This is a genomic window from Gallicola sp. Sow4_E12 (assembly GCF_052116305.1).
In the GTDB taxonomy this organism is placed as follows: Bacteria; Bacillota; Clostridia; order Tissierellales; family Peptoniphilaceae; genus JBQKLI01.
Window position 1 is genome coordinate 1 of the sequence record NZ_JBQKLI010000020.1, and the last position, 16,679, is coordinate 16,679.

Annotated in this window: 16 protein-coding genes; 1 reads left to right on the plus strand and 15 read right to left on the minus strand. The window is 35.2% G+C overall.

From position 1 onward, the window contains the following. A partial coding sequence (locus tag ACTQ46_RS09570) for an IS3 family transposase (protein ID WP_441749350.1) occupies nucleotides 1-195 on the plus strand: 195 nt, incomplete at its 5' end. 165 nt (nucleotides 196-360) lie between these two features. Here ACTQ46_RS09570 and ACTQ46_RS09575 read toward each other — a convergent pair. The 15 genes from ACTQ46_RS09575 to ACTQ46_RS09645 form a co-directional block, all read right to left on the minus strand. Further along, nucleotides 361-2,565, minus strand: a complete 2,205-nt coding sequence (locus ACTQ46_RS09575) for a DEAD/DEAH box helicase (RefSeq protein ID WP_441749352.1) — start codon at nucleotides 2,563-2,565, stop codon at nucleotides 361-363. Next, nucleotides 2,562-3,866 (minus strand): site-specific DNA-methyltransferase, encoded by a 1,305-nt coding sequence (locus tag ACTQ46_RS09580; RefSeq protein WP_441749353.1) that lies wholly within the window; start codon nucleotides 3,864-3,866, stop codon nucleotides 2,562-2,564. Before ACTQ46_RS09580 ends, ACTQ46_RS09575 begins: the two co-directional genes overlap by 4 nt. After that, nucleotides 3,863-4,291 carry a hypothetical protein gene (locus ACTQ46_RS09585; protein ID WP_441749355.1) on the minus strand — a complete coding sequence of 143 codons (429 nt, stop codon included), beginning with the start codon at nucleotides 4,289-4,291 and terminating at the stop codon, nucleotides 3,863-3,865. The genes ACTQ46_RS09580 and ACTQ46_RS09585 overlap by 4 nt, the downstream gene beginning before the upstream one ends. A gap of 2 nt (nucleotides 4,292-4,293) precedes the next feature. Next, a complete protein-coding gene (locus ACTQ46_RS09590; protein WP_008902116.1) occupies nucleotides 4,294-4,506 on the minus strand; it encodes a helix-turn-helix domain-containing protein in 213 nt (70 codons plus the stop codon). Between the two features lie 275 nt (nucleotides 4,507-4,781). After that, nucleotides 4,782-6,698 (minus strand): lysine--tRNA ligase, encoded by a 1,917-nt coding sequence (gene lysS / locus ACTQ46_RS09595; protein ID WP_441749357.1) that lies wholly within the window; start codon nucleotides 6,696-6,698, stop codon nucleotides 4,782-4,784. Between the two features lie 17 nt (nucleotides 6,699-6,715). Continuing rightward, complete coding sequence (greA, locus tag ACTQ46_RS09600) at nucleotides 6,716-7,183, minus strand: transcription elongation factor GreA (RefSeq protein ID WP_441749359.1); 468 nt, start codon at nucleotides 7,181-7,183, stop codon at nucleotides 6,716-6,718. 86 nt (nucleotides 7,184-7,269) lie between these two features. Continuing rightward, nucleotides 7,270-7,770: a DUF5673 domain-containing protein gene (locus tag ACTQ46_RS09605; RefSeq protein WP_441749361.1), complete on the minus strand. Its 501-nt coding sequence runs from the start codon at nucleotides 7,768-7,770 to the stop codon at nucleotides 7,270-7,272. Nucleotides 7,771-7,773: 3 nt separating this feature from the next. Next, complete coding sequence (gene dusB / locus ACTQ46_RS09610) at nucleotides 7,774-8,718, minus strand: tRNA dihydrouridine synthase DusB (protein ID WP_441749363.1); 945 nt, start codon at nucleotides 8,716-8,718, stop codon at nucleotides 7,774-7,776. Then, on the minus strand, nucleotides 8,711-9,514 hold the full coding sequence (locus ACTQ46_RS09615) for a type III pantothenate kinase (protein ID WP_441749412.1): 804 nt from the start codon (nucleotides 9,512-9,514) through the stop codon (nucleotides 8,711-8,713). The genes dusB and ACTQ46_RS09615 overlap by 8 nt, the downstream gene beginning before the upstream one ends. Nucleotides 9,515-9,524: 10 nt before the next feature. Further along, nucleotides 9,525-11,600, minus strand: coding sequence for a glutamine synthetase III (locus tag ACTQ46_RS09620; protein WP_441749365.1), 2,076 nt, complete (start codon nucleotides 11,598-11,600; stop codon nucleotides 9,525-9,527). Nucleotides 11,601-11,756: 156 nt separating this feature from the next. Beyond that, nucleotides 11,757-12,233: a DUF5673 domain-containing protein gene (locus ACTQ46_RS09625; protein ID WP_441749367.1), complete on the minus strand. Its 477-nt coding sequence runs from the start codon at nucleotides 12,231-12,233 to the stop codon at nucleotides 11,757-11,759. Further along, nucleotides 12,234-14,165: an ATP-dependent zinc metalloprotease FtsH gene (gene ftsH, locus ACTQ46_RS09630; RefSeq protein WP_441749369.1), complete on the minus strand. Its 1,932-nt coding sequence runs from the start codon at nucleotides 14,163-14,165 to the stop codon at nucleotides 12,234-12,236. It abuts the gene before it with no gap. 63 nt (nucleotides 14,166-14,228) lie between these two features. After that, nucleotides 14,229-14,795: a hypoxanthine phosphoribosyltransferase gene (hpt, locus tag ACTQ46_RS09635; protein ID WP_441749371.1), complete on the minus strand. Its 567-nt coding sequence runs from the start codon at nucleotides 14,793-14,795 to the stop codon at nucleotides 14,229-14,231. Then, a complete protein-coding gene (gene tilS, locus ACTQ46_RS09640) occupies nucleotides 14,792-16,144 on the minus strand; it encodes a tRNA lysidine(34) synthetase TilS (RefSeq protein WP_441749373.1) in 1,353 nt (450 codons plus the stop codon). The genes hpt and tilS overlap by 4 nt, the downstream gene beginning before the upstream one ends. Nucleotides 16,145-16,184: 40 nt before the next feature. Then, complete coding sequence (locus ACTQ46_RS09645; RefSeq protein WP_441749375.1) at nucleotides 16,185-16,613, minus strand: S1 RNA-binding domain-containing protein; 429 nt, start codon at nucleotides 16,611-16,613, stop codon at nucleotides 16,185-16,187. Nucleotides 16,614-16,679 lie beyond the last annotated feature (66 nt).

Below are 16,679 nucleotides of genomic sequence, written 5' to 3' on the forward strand. Positions count from 1 at the left end.
AATGCTGTAGCTGAGGCAGCTTTCAAAGTATTCAAGACAGAGTTTGTAAATCAGCAGCTATTTATTTCACTAGAGCAGCTAAAAATTGAGTTGTTCGATTATGTAAACTGGAACAACAATATTAGGATACATTCTTCATTGGGATATTTGAGTCCGGTTGCGTATAGAAGCAAACTTCTTAAGGAAGTTGTCTAGTTTAGTGTTGACAGTCCAAAAACAAACAATCCCCATCATCATAAACAGATTCATTTGTTCTAAACTTTTCATATAAATCTCCTTTCTTGTAATAAAAAAGAGATAACATTGCTGCTATCCCTTTCAAAGTTTCATTATTAAAATTTTCTGTCAGCTAAAATCTCCTTAAAATAAATCTTCTAGTCTTTTCCAATTCTCATTATTCATTTCTTCTGTGTAGTCTGTATTGTTAATATAAAGCCTTGTATCTTTATCTCTTACAAACCCCCAATTTATTTTACGCCTATCTGCATAATCCTTAAAAGCATAGAATTTATTTTCTATTTGTTTATCAATATTTTTACTTACACCTTTTCTTTCTCCACCTTTAGTTTCAATTATCCATACTTCTCCATTTTTCTTTTTGATTATATAGTCTGGATAAAAAAGATATTCTTTGCTTAGATTATTACCGTAAATAATTGATAGATATTGTTGTCCTGTATCTCCATTTTTATAGTACCAATCTACATCATCTCTACTTTCAAGATAGTTTTCTAAGAGTTGTTCTGAAGTTGATCTAAACTCCGATGTTGTCATAGATGTGTTGTATTCTTTATAAGCATTTTTCTCATATTCGACTACTTCTGTTTCATACGGAAGATACTTATAGAAATCTTCTAAAGGTAATTTCCACTTTTCAGTCTTCTTATCCAAAATTTGCATCTGCTCTCCTTCAGATATTGCAGCTAAATCTAAAAAGTCATCTCTAAGTTTATAGGCATTATTAATCATAAAAGCGTACCATTCACGATTAGAAAGAATTAACAACTTTTTATTTGATGGTATATTTTTATGGAAAAGATGTTGGAGAATTGCCCTCATCTTGTTAGAGGGAACACCCGTAACTTTTTTTATCATATCAACTGCGTGCAAACAATCAATTCCATGATCGTGAGTTGATACTTCATAGGCTATTTCCCTATTTTCACCTTGTTTTTCATCAACAATATCTTTGAGTTTTATAAACTTACCAGTTCTAAAGGTGGATATAACTTTTGTCCCCATTACAAAACCATAAGACTCTAATAACTTTTCATTGTCCTTTTTAATGTTGGTTAGTTTATATTTCTTTTTGAAATAGTCATAAGCCCCATCTCGAACTAATACTTCATCTACAAACTGATAGTCTTTATTTCTATATTCTTTTACAAGTTCAAAATCTTTGCACTTTTCTTTTAAAAATAACCTCTTAACTTCATAGGCATTTCCACCCTGTATTACAGATTCTTTGTATTTTTCATCGAATGTATATAGGAAGCAAAAATCTAATAGGTCGTTGTCATAGTGCCTTGCTCTTGGCATTCTCCTTATGCGTCCTATTGTTTGTGTTTCAAAGGTTTCTGTCATATTTTCACGAAGTTTTACAAGTATCATTGCTCTCGGACAATCCCAACCCGTTGAAATAGCTTGTTTCATAATTAAAAAGTTTGATTTTGAGTCTTCCTCTGTAACATCAAGTGTATTTATCTTCTCCTCACTCAGCCATTTAGCAAGCATTTTATTTTTATAGGTGTAACCCATATTTGTTAGATGTTCTTCTACAAAATTAACTAAGGACTCACTCATATCTGGAAATTGTATTATAACTAAAGGATTGATTTTTTCTCCTATTTTCTCATACTCAGCTTTAATTTCTTTTCTCTTTTCATCTGCTTTTTGTATAAGATAAATAGTTTCACTTTCAAGGTCGTCCATCTCGTCTGCTTCAAGACCAGGGTTTATATAGAGTGCCTTTGTGATTAGACCAGAATTTATTACCTCTTCTTCTGGTATTTCATAAAATTCTGCCATCGGGTTCTTAACAGTTGTTGCAGATACTCGTATTTCTCTATCAGAATTAAGGGCATACAAAATATCATCTGCTTTTGAGGTGTTGTTCAAATGCTCCTCGTCAATAATTGTGATAAAAGAAAGTTGTTCCCTATGTGCTTCTGCAATTCTTTCAAAAAGATTTTTCTTTTCACTATCTTTAAGTGCATTATTCTTTTTATTAGTTATCATTTCCCAGTTTATAAAATAGGTGTAACCACCCTTGAAACCTTGCAGAAGAGCATCGTGTATATTCGCAGATTTTGCATGAGGAATATATTCGTCCATTTTTTCCTTTGACTGTTCCTCTAAATCTCCCTTGCCTGGAGTAAGCCAGATAAATACCTTATTAGGGTCCTGCCATAGAAGATAGTCATAGATATAAGAAAGTAGAATTATTGTTTTGCCAGAACCGGTCGGACTTTTTACAATGATTTTTCTTTTTGCATTTGGATCTGTCGTTTTATCCAAAAGATAGTTTTTGGCATCTGTTTGAAAATCAAATAAATCTAACATCATAATTCGTTCACCTCTCTTAATTCTTCTGTGAAATAATAATCTGGGATAGTAACAACTTCAAGTTTCCTTTCTTCGATACTATCCTTGATTTCATTGGTTAGTAAGATGAATGATGGAATATATAAAACACCACTTTCTTCCATTTCAGTAAGTGCTATATTTAAATCTTCATCAGACAAAATGATTCTTCTACTATTCCCATCAATCTCACACATATTTTCAAGCTCGACCATTTCTTTGATATAATCAAGAAGCTTAGATGATAAAATCTCCTCATCTTCTGAAAGTTTAGGTATAAATTCTGTTTTGTAGTATTTAAGGTTACTAGGAAGTTTTTCTACCTCGATTTCTTTTTTTCTACTTGTGTACTTATATCCCCTAATAACTTTTTTAATTCTTTTGTAACAGACATCTTCTGCTATCCCATTTTCATTATTAGTGCAAAGTATAAATTTTCTTTTTCCACCATCTTCATGATTTAATTCTATAACTGCATGCCCCGTTGTTCCGCTGCCAGCAAAAAAATCAAGATATAAACTATTATTATCAAAGATACTTAATATTCTTTTCATAAAAGCCATTTGTTTAGGGTTATCAAATTCTATATCCATATTTTTTAATAAAGTGTAGTCTGGTCTTTGGTCATCACTCATTATAGACTTTGGTCTTTGATTTCTATTTTCTGATAAATATCTTTTTATTGTAGGTAAGCTTCCATCTGTATGAAAATGAACTCTATTTTCTGCTATTAGCTCATTTAATTTCTCACTATTATATCTGAACCCTCCTGGTGGAACTGGATCTTCCTCATTTGTTAAAGGATTTATAATAGGAGTCTTATTTCCATTTTTTACTCCCCCTAAATCTCCTTTTCTGTATAGTCCGCTATCATCAAAATACCAATAATTTGTAAAATCTATAAATCTTGGGTATTTAGTTAGTTCTTTTAGTTCTTCCGTAATTTCATCATGTGATAAGCCTAGTTTTTGTAATTGTTTTACTTTTTTCTCATATTCATCTATATTATTTTTTTCTGTTTCCCATTTATTATCTTTGTGTCTAACTTGAAGCTTTTCATAGTCTTTTGAATATATTAAACAGTATTCATGACTTACAGAAACATAAAGACTTTGATTTTTTGATGAGTTTGTATTCCTAATTATATTAGCAATAAAATTTTTCTCTCCAAAAATTTGGTCACACAATAGCTTGAGTTGTCCTTGCTCATTATCATCAATGGAAATAAAAATAACTCCCTCATCAGATAACAACTCTTTTGCAATAACAAGTCTTTCACTCATAAATGAGATCCATTTGGAATGCTATATGTGTCATCTTCTCCAATTCTTGTATCGTTATAAATAAATTCTTTATTTTTTGTATTATAAGGTGGATCAATATAGATAACATCAATTTTGCCCATGTGAGTCTTTTTTAATAACTTAAGGGAATGTAGATTATCCCCCTCTAAAATAAAATTAAAATCAAAGGTATTATCTCCAATTATTTTTTTATCTTCTATTTCTCTAAAAACAGGTATGTTATGAACAAGTTGTTTGTCTACTTCTTCTTCATGTTCTTCCCAAACTAACCCATATTTTTTCTCAGTTAAGGCTGTTTCAATCTTACTAAGTGCAATCCTACTTTCATCATCTGTGTGAATTTCTTTTAGATGATTTAGGTATTCTAGCATTTCAGCTCTTCTGATTTGTGATAGATTGCTCAATTTTATTCCACCTCATTTCTATGAATTTCTATAACATCTTCAATTCTGCAATCCAATGCCAGGCAAATCTTTTCTAATGACTCTAAGTTCACATAAGAGTTTTTGCTCATTCTTGAAACTATGTTGCTTGTTATGTTTGCAGCTCTTTTTAAGTCTTCTTTGTTCATTTCTCTTTCTACCAATAAGTGCCATAATGGTTTATAAGAAATTGCCATATTATTACCCCTTATCCGTTTTATTGTTAAGATATATTATATCGTAAATAGGCTGATAAGTCACTTTAGCCTATTTTATACTTGTGCTTGCGTTAGTATTTATTGAGATAGTCCTTAGTTTTTTATGTTTCCCACTTCAAACCGTTCAAAATCGCAAGACCAAATATTCCTTTACTGGTTTACTTTAAATTCTTTTGTGTATTTTGGCATACAAAAACCCCTCCATCCGTATTCAGGATTTTGGGGTTCAGGTCATTTCATAATTAGCGTGTTCTTTAATATAATTTTGATCCTGCTGGAATATTATCATCCAACATTATTAAGTTAAGTTTTTCTTCTCCGTCGTACTCGCAAATTGCAGATATAATCATACCTTCTGAGTCGATTCCCATCATCTTACGTGGAGGAAGATTACAAATTGCAAGTAGTGTCTTTCCAATTAAGCTCTCTGCGCTGTAATATTCCTTAATCCCAGATAAAATAACTCTTTCTTTTTCAGAACCATCATCTAATGTAAATTTCAATAGTTTTTTTGATTTTGGAACTTCTTCGCAGTTCTTAACTTTTACAACTCTAAAATCAGATTTTGAGAATGTATCAAAATCAACCATGTCTTCAAATAGTGGTTCAACTTTTACTTTTGAAAAGTCGATTTTTTCTGTCGTAAGTTTGTCGTAAGTTTCGTAAGTTTCTTTTGACGAATCCCTATTTTCTGCCTTTTCTAAGCCTATTGGCTTCATCGTAGGGAATAACAATACGTCTCGAATAGACTCTTGTTTTGTCAAAAGCATGATCAGACGATCTACCCCTATACCAAGTCCGCCAGTAGGAGGAAGCCCTACTTCTAAGGCATTGATAAAGTCGTAATCCATCATTTGAGCTTCGTCATCGCCCTTTTCACGCGCTTCCACTTGTGCGTCGAAACGGCCCTTTTGATCTCTCGCATCGTTTAATTCGCTAAATGCATTTGCAATTTCGTTTCCTGCCACAAAGGCTTCAAATCTTTCCGTAAATCTTGGATCTTCAGGATTTCTTTTTGCAAGAGGACTTACTTCTACAGGGTGCTGGGTAATAAAGACAGGCTGCATTAAATGTTCTTCGCAGAAGGCTTCGAAAACTTCTGCTATTACATGTCCTCTTGTATAGTCTTCCTCTACTTGCACATTGTTTTCTTTAGCGATTTTTCTTGCTTCTTCGTCTGTTTCGATGGTTTCAAAGTCGATCCCAGAATACTCTTTGATCGCTTCAACCATAGTCAGGCGTTTCCATGGCGGAGTCAGATCTATCACTTCTTCGCCAAACTCTACTTTCATTGTTCCCAGTACATTTTGAGCGACTGTTGAAACTAGTTCTTCTGTAATACTCATCATTTCATTATAATCCACATAGGCTTGGTATAATTCGATTGCGGTGTATTCAGGATTATGAGAATGATCCATTCCTTCGTTTCGGAACATTCTTCCCATCTCGTATACTTTTTCGAATCCCCCGACGATTAATCTTTTAAGATATAATTCGTTGGCAATTCTTAAATACATATCGATATCTAATGTATTATGATGAGTGATAAAAGGTCTAGCATTTGCACCGCCGGCTATAGTGTTTAGTATCGGAGTTTCTACTTCAAGAAAATCCCGGCTGTCTAAGAAATGTCTGATTTCAGAAATAATTTTGGAACGTGTAATAAACACATCCTTTATATCTGGATTTACAATTAGATCTACGTATCTTTGACGGTATCTAAGATCTTGATCTTTCAGGCCGTGGAATTTCTCAGGAAGAATCTGCAAAGATTTTGTTAGAAGAGTTAAACTTTTCGTACGAACAGAAATTTCCCCTGTTTTTGTTTTAAAGATTTCTCCTTCAGCCCCTACAATATCTCCTACATCAAGCTGTTTTATTTTTTCGTACTCTTCTTCTCCAAAATTATTCATTTTATTGAAAAACTGAATTCTTCCAGAGGAATCTTGAATATCCATAAAGTTGACTTTGCCGTGTCCTCTTTTGGACATGATTCTTCCTGCTACGCGTACTGTTTTTTCTTCGAAATCTTCGAAGTTCTCGATAATTGTTTTCGCTAAAGTCCGATCTGTAAAATGAGTGATCTTATGGGGATCTTCTCCCTTTTCAATCAGCTGATCTAGTTTTTCTTGACGAATTTGAAGCATTTCATTTTTATTTTCGAATTCCATGAATCCTCCTATTGCTGCTATTTTATACTTTCTAATCTATATTCTATCATACCGCCTGGCGCATCTACTTGAATAGTATCTCCAACCTTCGCCCCTAAGCATGCACTTCCAACAGGAGACTCGTTTGATATTTTTCCTTTTAACGGATCTGCTTCCGCTGATCCTACGATAGTATATTCGAACTCATAATTGTTAGGATCCTTTAGAACAATTGTAGACCCTGCGCTTACAACATCTTTTTTAATCTTTGATTCTTCGATGATTTCAGCATTTTCCAGCATATTTTCTAAGATCAGGATTCTTGCTTCTACTTGAGCCTGCTCGTTTTTGGCTTCATCATAATCAGCATTTTCAGATAAATCTCCGAAACCTCTCGCAATTTTGATCTGTTCCGCAATCTCCTGTCTTCTAACTGTTTTTAAATATTCTAATTCTTCCTCGTATTGTTTATAACCTTCCTTGGTTAATAACACTTCATTTGCCATTTATATCTCTCCTCATTCTTTCTAATCCAACCATAGTAATTATAGTCAGATTTCATATCAGTGTCAAGGTTTAAGGCTTGACACCATTAAGATCGTGTACTATCCAATTTCGTTTCTAGTATTTCTTCAAGTTCAAAAGCCCTCTTCTCCGATACATAAATATTGTTCATCTGAAGCTGGTCTGTATGCTGTCCCTTATAAATATAAAATGTAATTTTTTTGCCTTTGGCTGCAGGTTTGATACGATATGTATAGATCTTTTCCCATGGATAAAACTGGCTTTTATACAGAATTCCCGTTTCATATAGACCCACTTGATATTTATTATATTCAATCGTAATCACTACAAAAATAATAGCTACAGATATTAAATAGGGCAATACATCTTTTACGATATCGCCTTCACCTAAAGCATTAATTTCAAAAAGTTTTAAGGCAGCCCATATTGTACTTACGAAGGCAAACAGGATTTCTATAAAACGATCTTCCAAAACCTTTGTTTTGTAGATATAGAGGGGATTCTTAGCTCTCATATCTCTAACGGCTATAAACGCCAGCAAAACAACCAATAATATAATAATATACATGCATTACTCCTGTTCTCTTTCAAATTCTTCTAATAGTTTGAAAATAGTTTGAAGATTATTTTCAGTGTTGATTTTATTCTTTAAAGGATTTGAATTGGGCACACCTTTTAGATACCATGCTATGTGCTTTCTCATCTCTGGAATAGCCCTTCTTTCTCCTTTTTGTGCAATTTTTAGGGAATAATGCTTTTTAATTAGTTCAACAATTTTTTGCAGACTAAGACTTTCTCCCTCTCCAAAAATATTCGGATTCTGAAGTGCTCCCCTTCCTACAAAGACTCCATCGCATAGGGTATGGCGAAACATTTTTTCGATATCTTCTTTGGAAAAAAGATCTCCATTCCCCATCACTGGAATACTTAATTCTTCTTTCAAGATCTTTATACTGTCCCAGTCCGCTTTTCCGGAATAAAAGGCTTTGCGTGTTCTGGGGTGAAGAGTTACAAAGGACACTCCTGCCTTTTCGCATATTTTTCCAATCTCGAGAAAATTGATATTTTCTTCATCCCAACCCAGCCTAAATTTGACACTGACGGGTTTTGAAGAGCTTTCTACCATCGCATTTATAATACGCTCTGCTGTTTCAGGTTCTTTCATAAGGGCAGAACCGTCCCCGTTTTTTACAACCTTCGGTGCGGGGCAGCCCATATTCAAATCAATCGAGAAGATGTCTTCTCGATGATTTAAATACTCTTTAATAACCTTTGACAAAATTTCCGGGTCTCTTCCAAAAATCTGTGCTCCTACTAGTCCCTCTTCCGGATCAATATGAAGGAGCTCTTCTGTTTTTGGATCTTTATAATAAATCCCTTTTGCAGAAACCATTTCAGTAAAACTAAACTGGCAGCCTCTTTCTCTTATAATCTTGCGAAAGGAGGAATCGGTAATTCCTGCTAGAGGAGCCATTCCTATTAATTTTTCAAATTCTTTATTTCCTATTTTAAGCATATTCTGTTTTCTTTCTTTTATTTCGGTCATAAATCATTTTTAACCCGTCTAATGTCAGCATTTTATCTACTTTTTCGATATATCTGCTGTTTTGGCTGATAAGGGCGGAGAATCCCCCGGTTCCTAAGATTTTAACATCCTTCTCCTCTTTGCCTTTTTCCTCAAGCATTCTTTCAATAATAGAATCCACAAGACCTATATAACCGTATACCAGCCCAGATTGAATACTTTCTACTGTAGATTTTCCAATTACTTTTTTTGGAGTGTCTATTTCAATTTTTGGAAGTTTTGAAGTCTTCATAAAAAGAGCTTCGGAAGAAATAGCAAGTCCTGGTGCTATCGCTCCTCCCAGATACTCCCCTTCCTCTGTTATATAATCAAATGTTATTGCTGTACCGATATCGATTATAATCAAAGGTCCGCCGTATTTCTTAAATCCTGCTGCTGCATTGACTATTCGGTCGGAACCGACTTCTTTTGGATTGCCATACCCATTTATGATCCCGGTATCTGTTAAATGATTGATAATATATGGTTTGATTCCTAAATACCTGCTGCAGGCAGCAGGTATAGTATGCATTAGATTCGGGACTACAGAGGATATTATAATATCTTCTATATCGTGATAGGAAATACCATGAATTTCCATAATTTGGCGAAATTCCATTCCATATTCATCGGAGGTTTTATTCTCTTTCGTTGCAATGCGCCAATCTTTGATTAATTCATCGTCCTTATATATACCGCATACGATATTTGTATTTCCAATGTCGATTACTAATAAAATAGGTCTCACCCTTTCTGAATTACTCGATCGATAGGAAGATTTCCTCATAGGAAGGCAGATCATAGTTTCTGCTGCTGCATAATCTTTCGATCTCATCTGCACTCTTGCGTATTTTATCTAAGAAAGGAAGCATATTTTCTTGGATAAAGACTGCTCTTTCCAATTTATCTTCAATTTCTTTTTGTTTCTCAAAATATTCATTGATACTATTGATTCCATCCATCAGCTGCTTTATTAAGTCATTTAAATGCTGAATGCGGTTTTCTATAGCTGGATTTTCCACATAATCCAGTACTTTTGCCATATCGATCAGCTCATCTCTCGCCGCAGGAATAATATCTTTATTCATCAGCCATTCAATGGTCCGCAGCTCTAGTAAATGAGTATCGATTATATTATCAATTCCAATAGTAAAGAGGGCTTCCATTTCTCTTCTCTTAAGAATATTATTTTCTTCAAAAATTTCAAACTTCGCATCCTTCATACAAGCGATAATAGAATCTAAGAATGTTTTATAATTTGGAAGCCCTCGTCTTTCTGCCTCTTCTTCCCATTCTTTTGAATAATTATCTCCGCCGTACAAGATCCGCTGATGTTTTTTTATAGTCTCCCGAACTAATGAAAAAGCTTTTTCTCTGCGGTTTTCTACCTTTTCCTCTTCTAGTGCATCGGCATATCTTTGGAGAACACTTCCTACTGCCGTATTTAAAACGATATTAATATCCGCTGCAGACTGAGAAGAGCCTAGCATCCTAAACTCGAATTTATTTCCTGTATAGGCAAAAGGAGATGTTCTGTTTCGATCTGTTAGATCGTGGGGAACTTCTTTTAGATTATGGATCTTAAAATCATTGCTTTCAATGGTTGGATCAATATTTTCATCAACGAAGCTTAAAAGAAGTCTTTCCAGGTCTAGTCCCATAAATATAGACAAGATTGATGGCGGTGCTTCGTCTCCCCCTAAGCGGTAATCATTTCTCGGCGATGCGGAAGCAAATCGCAGAAGACCTGCATAATCGTCAACAGCCTCCATCACTGCTGTTACGAAAAGAAGAAATAATATATTGTTCTCTGGATTGTCTCCTGGATCAAACAAGTTTTGTCCGTAATTTGTAGTGACACTCCAGTTGTTATGCTTGCCGGAACCGTTCATTCCTTTAAAAGGCTTTTCATGAAGAAGACAGACTAAACCATGTTTTAATGCTGTTTTCTTTAATACTTCCATGCAAATCTGATTATCATCGATGGCAACATTGGTATTTTCATAAAGTATAGCTAATTCAAATTGGCAAGGAGCTACTTCATTATGCTCTGTTTTTGCAAATATTCCAAGTTTCCATAGCTCTTCGTCCACATCGCTGTAAAAATTCGAAACACGCTCTGGGATCAATCCAAAATAGTGCTGGCTTTCTTCTTGAGTTTTAGGAGGTTTTGCTCCGATTAATGTTCTACCTGTATTTCGGAGATCCTGGCGTTTTTCATATACTTCTTTATCGATCAAGAAAAACTCCTGCTCAAGTCCAACCTTAGTGCGAAGACGATAGATATGCTCTTCGCTAAAAAAGTTTACAACACGTGTTCCCTGCTCCGAAATAAAATCCATACTTTTTAGAAGAGGGTATTTTTTGTCCAATGTCTCTCCGCGAAAAGATACGAAGATAGACGGAATATACATTACTTTGTCGATGATAAAGGAGTTTGCAGTATAATCCCAATACGTATATCCTCTCGCTTCGAAGGTAGATCTCATTCCTCCGCTGGGAAAAGATGAAGCGTCCGGCTCTCCCTTTATTAATTCGCTGCCTGAGAAGCGTATAATCGATTCCTGATCTTTTCCTCTGTCTAAAAATGCATCCTGCTTCTTAGCAGTCATTCCATTTAGAGGCTGAAACCAATGGGCATAATGTGTAGCGCCATTTTCAATAGCCCACTCTTTCATAGCGTGGGCTATCGAATCCGCTGTTTGTATATCTAACGCTTCTTCTTTTCTTACTGCATTTTTCCATTTTATATATGTTGGATAAGGCAGGCTTTTTTTCATTCGTTTTTTATCAAAAGTTGAAATACCGAAATCATGTATTCGAGATTCTTTCATAAGACCTCCTAAATTAAAAAAGAAAAGATTGGTCAACCAAAAGGAAGCCAATCGACTTTCATTCACTACTATTTTTTTATTATATATAGAACATTTCTACCCTGTCAAGCAAGAAATGAAGGCTTTCCCTAGGATAACCTTCATTTCGAATAAAACTTATTTTTTTCTCTTTTTATACTGTCGGATAAGTGCGTTGATCGACTCTTGATCCTCTGGACGGACAGGAATCATTCGAGCGGCTTTCTTGCCCTTATCGATAACCTGAAGATGAAGAAATTTTCCATCCTCGCCAAATCCCCACTGCTTAATGTCTGACCATAATGTCAGCTTCCCGTTATAGTAGATACCGTTTGAGCCTACAAGAATTTTCTCATAGGTAAGATAGATAAATGCTATTCCAAGGGCTACATATACGATAGCCATCAGGTTAAAATCTACAATCAAGTAGAATACACCTAAGGCAAAAAGCGCACCGGATGATATCGCCATCATAATCCGAATTCTCTGCGAAAAACCTTGAACCGGTTCTTGGAGTTTCTTGCGGTTTTTATAACCGTCATACATTTGTTTTCCGACAAACAGCAAGACTAGAATAAATAAAATTTCAAATATACCTTGTCCTTGACCACCCATTTATTCTTCGCCTCTTTCTTTCTCTTGCTCCATGTCTATTGTTTCTTCAATGATCTCGTCTATTTTCTTTACTTCTTCCAGCTCCTCAGGAGGTTCTGCTGTCAGTTCCTCTCCGTGGGCATAAGCTGTGTAAAGCGTTTCAAATTCCTTAGAATCGATCGTTTCTTTTTCAAGAAGTAATTTTGCAAGTTTATGAAGAAGTCCTACATTGTCTTCTAAAAGCTTCAAAGCTGTCTGATAAGCTTGTTCAATCAGATGGCGGATTTCGCTGTCGATATCCGATGCTACTTCTTCAGAATAATTCTTCATATGACCGAAATCTTTTCCTACAAAAACTTCCTCATCATCAGATCCATACATAATCGGTCCAAGCTTTTGGCTCATACCGTATTTTGTAACCATAGCTCTTGCAATCTTCGTTGCTCTTTCGATATCGTTGCTTGCTCCTGTGGAGATATCATCTAAAACCACCGCCTCGGCAGCACGGCCTCCCAATAAAGAAACAAGCTGATGCTTCATTCCATTTCTTGTCATATATCTTCGATCTTCTTGAGGAATATAAGCCGTAAATCCTCCAGCTCGGCCCCGCGGAACGATTGTAATCATATGAACAGGATCCTGATCCGGCAAAAGTCTGGATACGATAGCATGTCCAGATTCGTGATAGGCTGTTAATACTCTTTCTTTTTCAATAACAACAGCCGACTTCTTCTCTGGTCCTGCAACGACTTTTATCGCCGCTTCGTCGAAGATCCATTTAGGGATCGTTTTTAAATTATTTCTCGCAGCTAAAAGAGCTGCCTCATTGCAAAGATTTTCTAAGTCAGCAGGTGTAAATCCTGTCGTTGTTTTTGCGATGTCTTTAAGTTCTACATCTTCGTCTAGTTTCTTGTTTTTCGTATGAACTTCTAAAATGGCTTCTCTTTCTCTTACATCTGGAAGACCGATAAATATCTGACGGTCAAATCGTCCAGGTCTAAGAATTGCAGGATCCAGTATATCTGGCCTGTTTGTAGCCGCCATAACGATTATACCTTCATTCTTTCCGAAACCGTCCATTTCTACTAGAAGCTGGTTTAAGGTTTGTTCTCTTTCGTCGTGGCCTCCGCCAAGACCTGCCCCTCTTTTTCGGCCTACAGCGTCGATCTCATCGATAAAGATGATACATGGCGAATTCTTCTTTGCTTGTTCGAATAAATCACGAACTCTAGAAGCTCCAACCCCTACAAACATCTCTACAAAGTCTGATCCGGAGATACTGAAAAACGGAACTTTTGCCTCTCCTGCAACGGCTCTTGATAGATAAGTCTTTCCTGTTCCAGGAGGACCTACCATCAGCACCCCTTTCGGAATTCTAGCTCCAATTTCGATATATTTTTTAGGATTTTTAAGAAAATCAACTATTTCTTCTAATTCTTCTTTTTCCTCTTTCAATCCGGCAACGTCTGCAAAAGAAACGGCAACGCCGTTTTCTTTGTTTAATTTCGCCTTGCTCTTACCGAAATTCATGACTTTTCCATTACTGCCCTGTGTCTTGCTCATAAACACATACCATAAAACGCCCAGTCCTGCGAATATGATTAAAGTCCGCAGTAATTCAATATACCATGGAGTTTGAGGTATGGCTTCCTCGGTATATTTCAGCTGTCCCGTTTCAATGGGTTCTTTTAAATAATTTGCATAAAAATATTCCTTTAATTCACTAGGCAAATAGGTAGTGAATTCCGTATTTTCAGCGTCCTTTAATGTACCTTTCCATTTATCGCCCTGAACAGTAAGGTTTTTAACTTCCGAATTGCTGATATTTTGTACTAACTCATCTACAGTAACTTCTTTGACCTCAGTTACATTCTGGTTGAACACAGTCAAAAGATAAGCAATTATCACTAAAGGAACGAGATAAATCAACAAACTTTTTAATACTTTTTTCAATAAATCTTACCTCCTTCCAAATTTTACATCATTCTACTATATTATCAAATGCTCCTGTTATTTTCAATTATTCTCATAGACTTCTTCTTTAAGGCTTGCTATATAAGGAAGATTTCTATAATCTTGAGCATAATCTAGACCATATCCTATAATAAACTCGTCCTTGATATGAAAACCTAGATAGGACACATCTACATTTACTAAACGTCTTTCCGGCTTGTCCAAAAGAGCAGCTATCTTGACTGAATTTGCTCCTCTGTTTTCTAAATTTTTGATTAAATAGTTCAGAGTTAAACCCGTATCGACGATATCTTCTACTACCAGCACATCTTTTCCTTCGATATCTTCCTCCAAATCTTTTAAAATCCGCACAACTCCGCTGGACTTAGAAGAATCGCCATAACTGGATAAAGCCATAAAGTCGATGGTTACAGGCAGCTCTATTTCTTTTAAAAGATCCGTCATAAAGAAAATAGCGCCTCTGAGAATTCCTATTACAATTAAATCTTTGCCTTTGTAATCTCGGGTAATCTCCGCCCCCATCTCTTCTATTCTTTCTTTTATTTGTTCTTGATCGTAAATGAGTTCCTTCATTATTTTTTTAATAGCTGGATTGATTCTTTGAGTCATATCTTCCTCCATGTAATTTCGACGACTTCCTCGTCTTCTATTTGAACAAGATGCCAATTGCTTCTTCTTATTCCCGGTATCCAAATTATTTTTTCTTCGCTGATCAATAAAGGAATTCGATCTCTTTTAAACTGGGGAATTTTTTCATCAATAAAAAAATCTTTTAGTTTCTTCTCCCCCGGTGCATTAAAAGGAAAAAAGCGATCTCCATTTTTTCGATTTCTCAAATATAGGGGACACTTTAATAGATCTGTCGAAAAATATACAGCATTTCTTTTTTTCTGATCCGATACTTTTATTTTATCAGCTCTAATAATATACCCATTAATATAACAATCTTTTCCTAAAATAAGATTTATTTCTATTGGATCTTGCTTTTTTTCTTTATACACCCATAGACGATTCTGATCCTTCAGCCAGGTATATCCTGCAAGATACTCTTTTTTTCCTTTTTCTTTGCTGCAAAGACCTGTTATTCTATCTAGATGTTCTTGACCTATATTTTTACGATTCCCCTTGAGCTCTTCGATTAGTTTTATAATTATTCTATACTGAAGACTCGGATGCAGCTCTTTCCATAAATCTAAGTCTAAATAACAAAAGGAATCTTCGTCTTTTTTTACAACTTTATCAAAATAAAAGGCACTTTCTTGTTCTAGAAAATCATCATCCCGATGCAAGGAAGAAGACATCCGAAGGATCGACGCTTTAAAATTCGGGTTATATTCCTCTAGAGAGGGGATTAATAGATTACGGATTCGGTTTCGATTATAGTCGTTCTCTTCATTTGTTGAATCGATGCAGTAGGAAATATCACATTCTTGTAAATACTTTATAATGTCTTCTTTGTAAATCTCAAGAAGAGGCCGAACAATCCCCGCCTTCTCAAATTCCATTCCTGCAAGACCAGTTATAGCCGCCCCTCGAATAAGATTTTGAAGAATCGTTTCTACTTGATCATCAGCATGATGAGCAACTGCTATTTTGCTGTTCGCCCATTTGTTGGCGATACGATGGAATCGGTCATAACGGATTTTTCTTCCAGCTTCTTCTAAAGAAAGTTTGTCTTTTCTGCTATAGGACTGAATGTCAATCCGGAAAGCATAAAAGGGCAGATTATATTGAAGACAGAACTGTCTGCAGAATTCTTCATCATGAAGAGCTTCTATTCCTCGAAGAAGATGATTGACATGGCAGCAGTGTATAAAAAAGGGAACCCTCTTTCTATATTCTAAAAGAACCTCCACTAAGAAAAGGGAATCAGCTCCTCCTGAGAAACCAACTATAATATGCTGATTTCTTTCTATGAGTTTATATTTCTCTATGGTCTTAATAATATGTTCTATCATCTAAACTCCTAAATAAAAAAACCGGTATGAACCGGTTTTGCTAATTTTTTGAACGATATCTCTGTCCGGCTCCCCTTTTGCCATCTCTGGAACGGAGCTGATCATATTTTTCGCTGCTGTCTTTCATAAATTGGCTTAGTTTGTCTTCAAAGGATACCTCTGATGTATTCTCCGGTTTTGACCATTCTGGTGCTTCTCTTTTTTTCTTTGGAAAACTTTTCTTAGGAAGCTCTTTTTTAACTTCCAATGCCTTTAAAGAAAGTCCGATTTTCCCTTCTTTTACTGTGAGAACCTTTACTTTGACATCTTGGCCGCGTTCTACATAATCATCTACTTTCTCCACATAATCATTTGAAATTTCTGAAATATGTATTAGTCCGTTTTTCCCCTCCGGCAATGAAACAAATGCCCCAAAATTCGTGGTACCGGTAATTTTCCCTTCAATGATATCACCTACTGCTATAGACATCTACTGTGTAATCCTCCCTAATTCTTATTATAAATTGATTATATTTGATTTATAATTTAAAGTCAA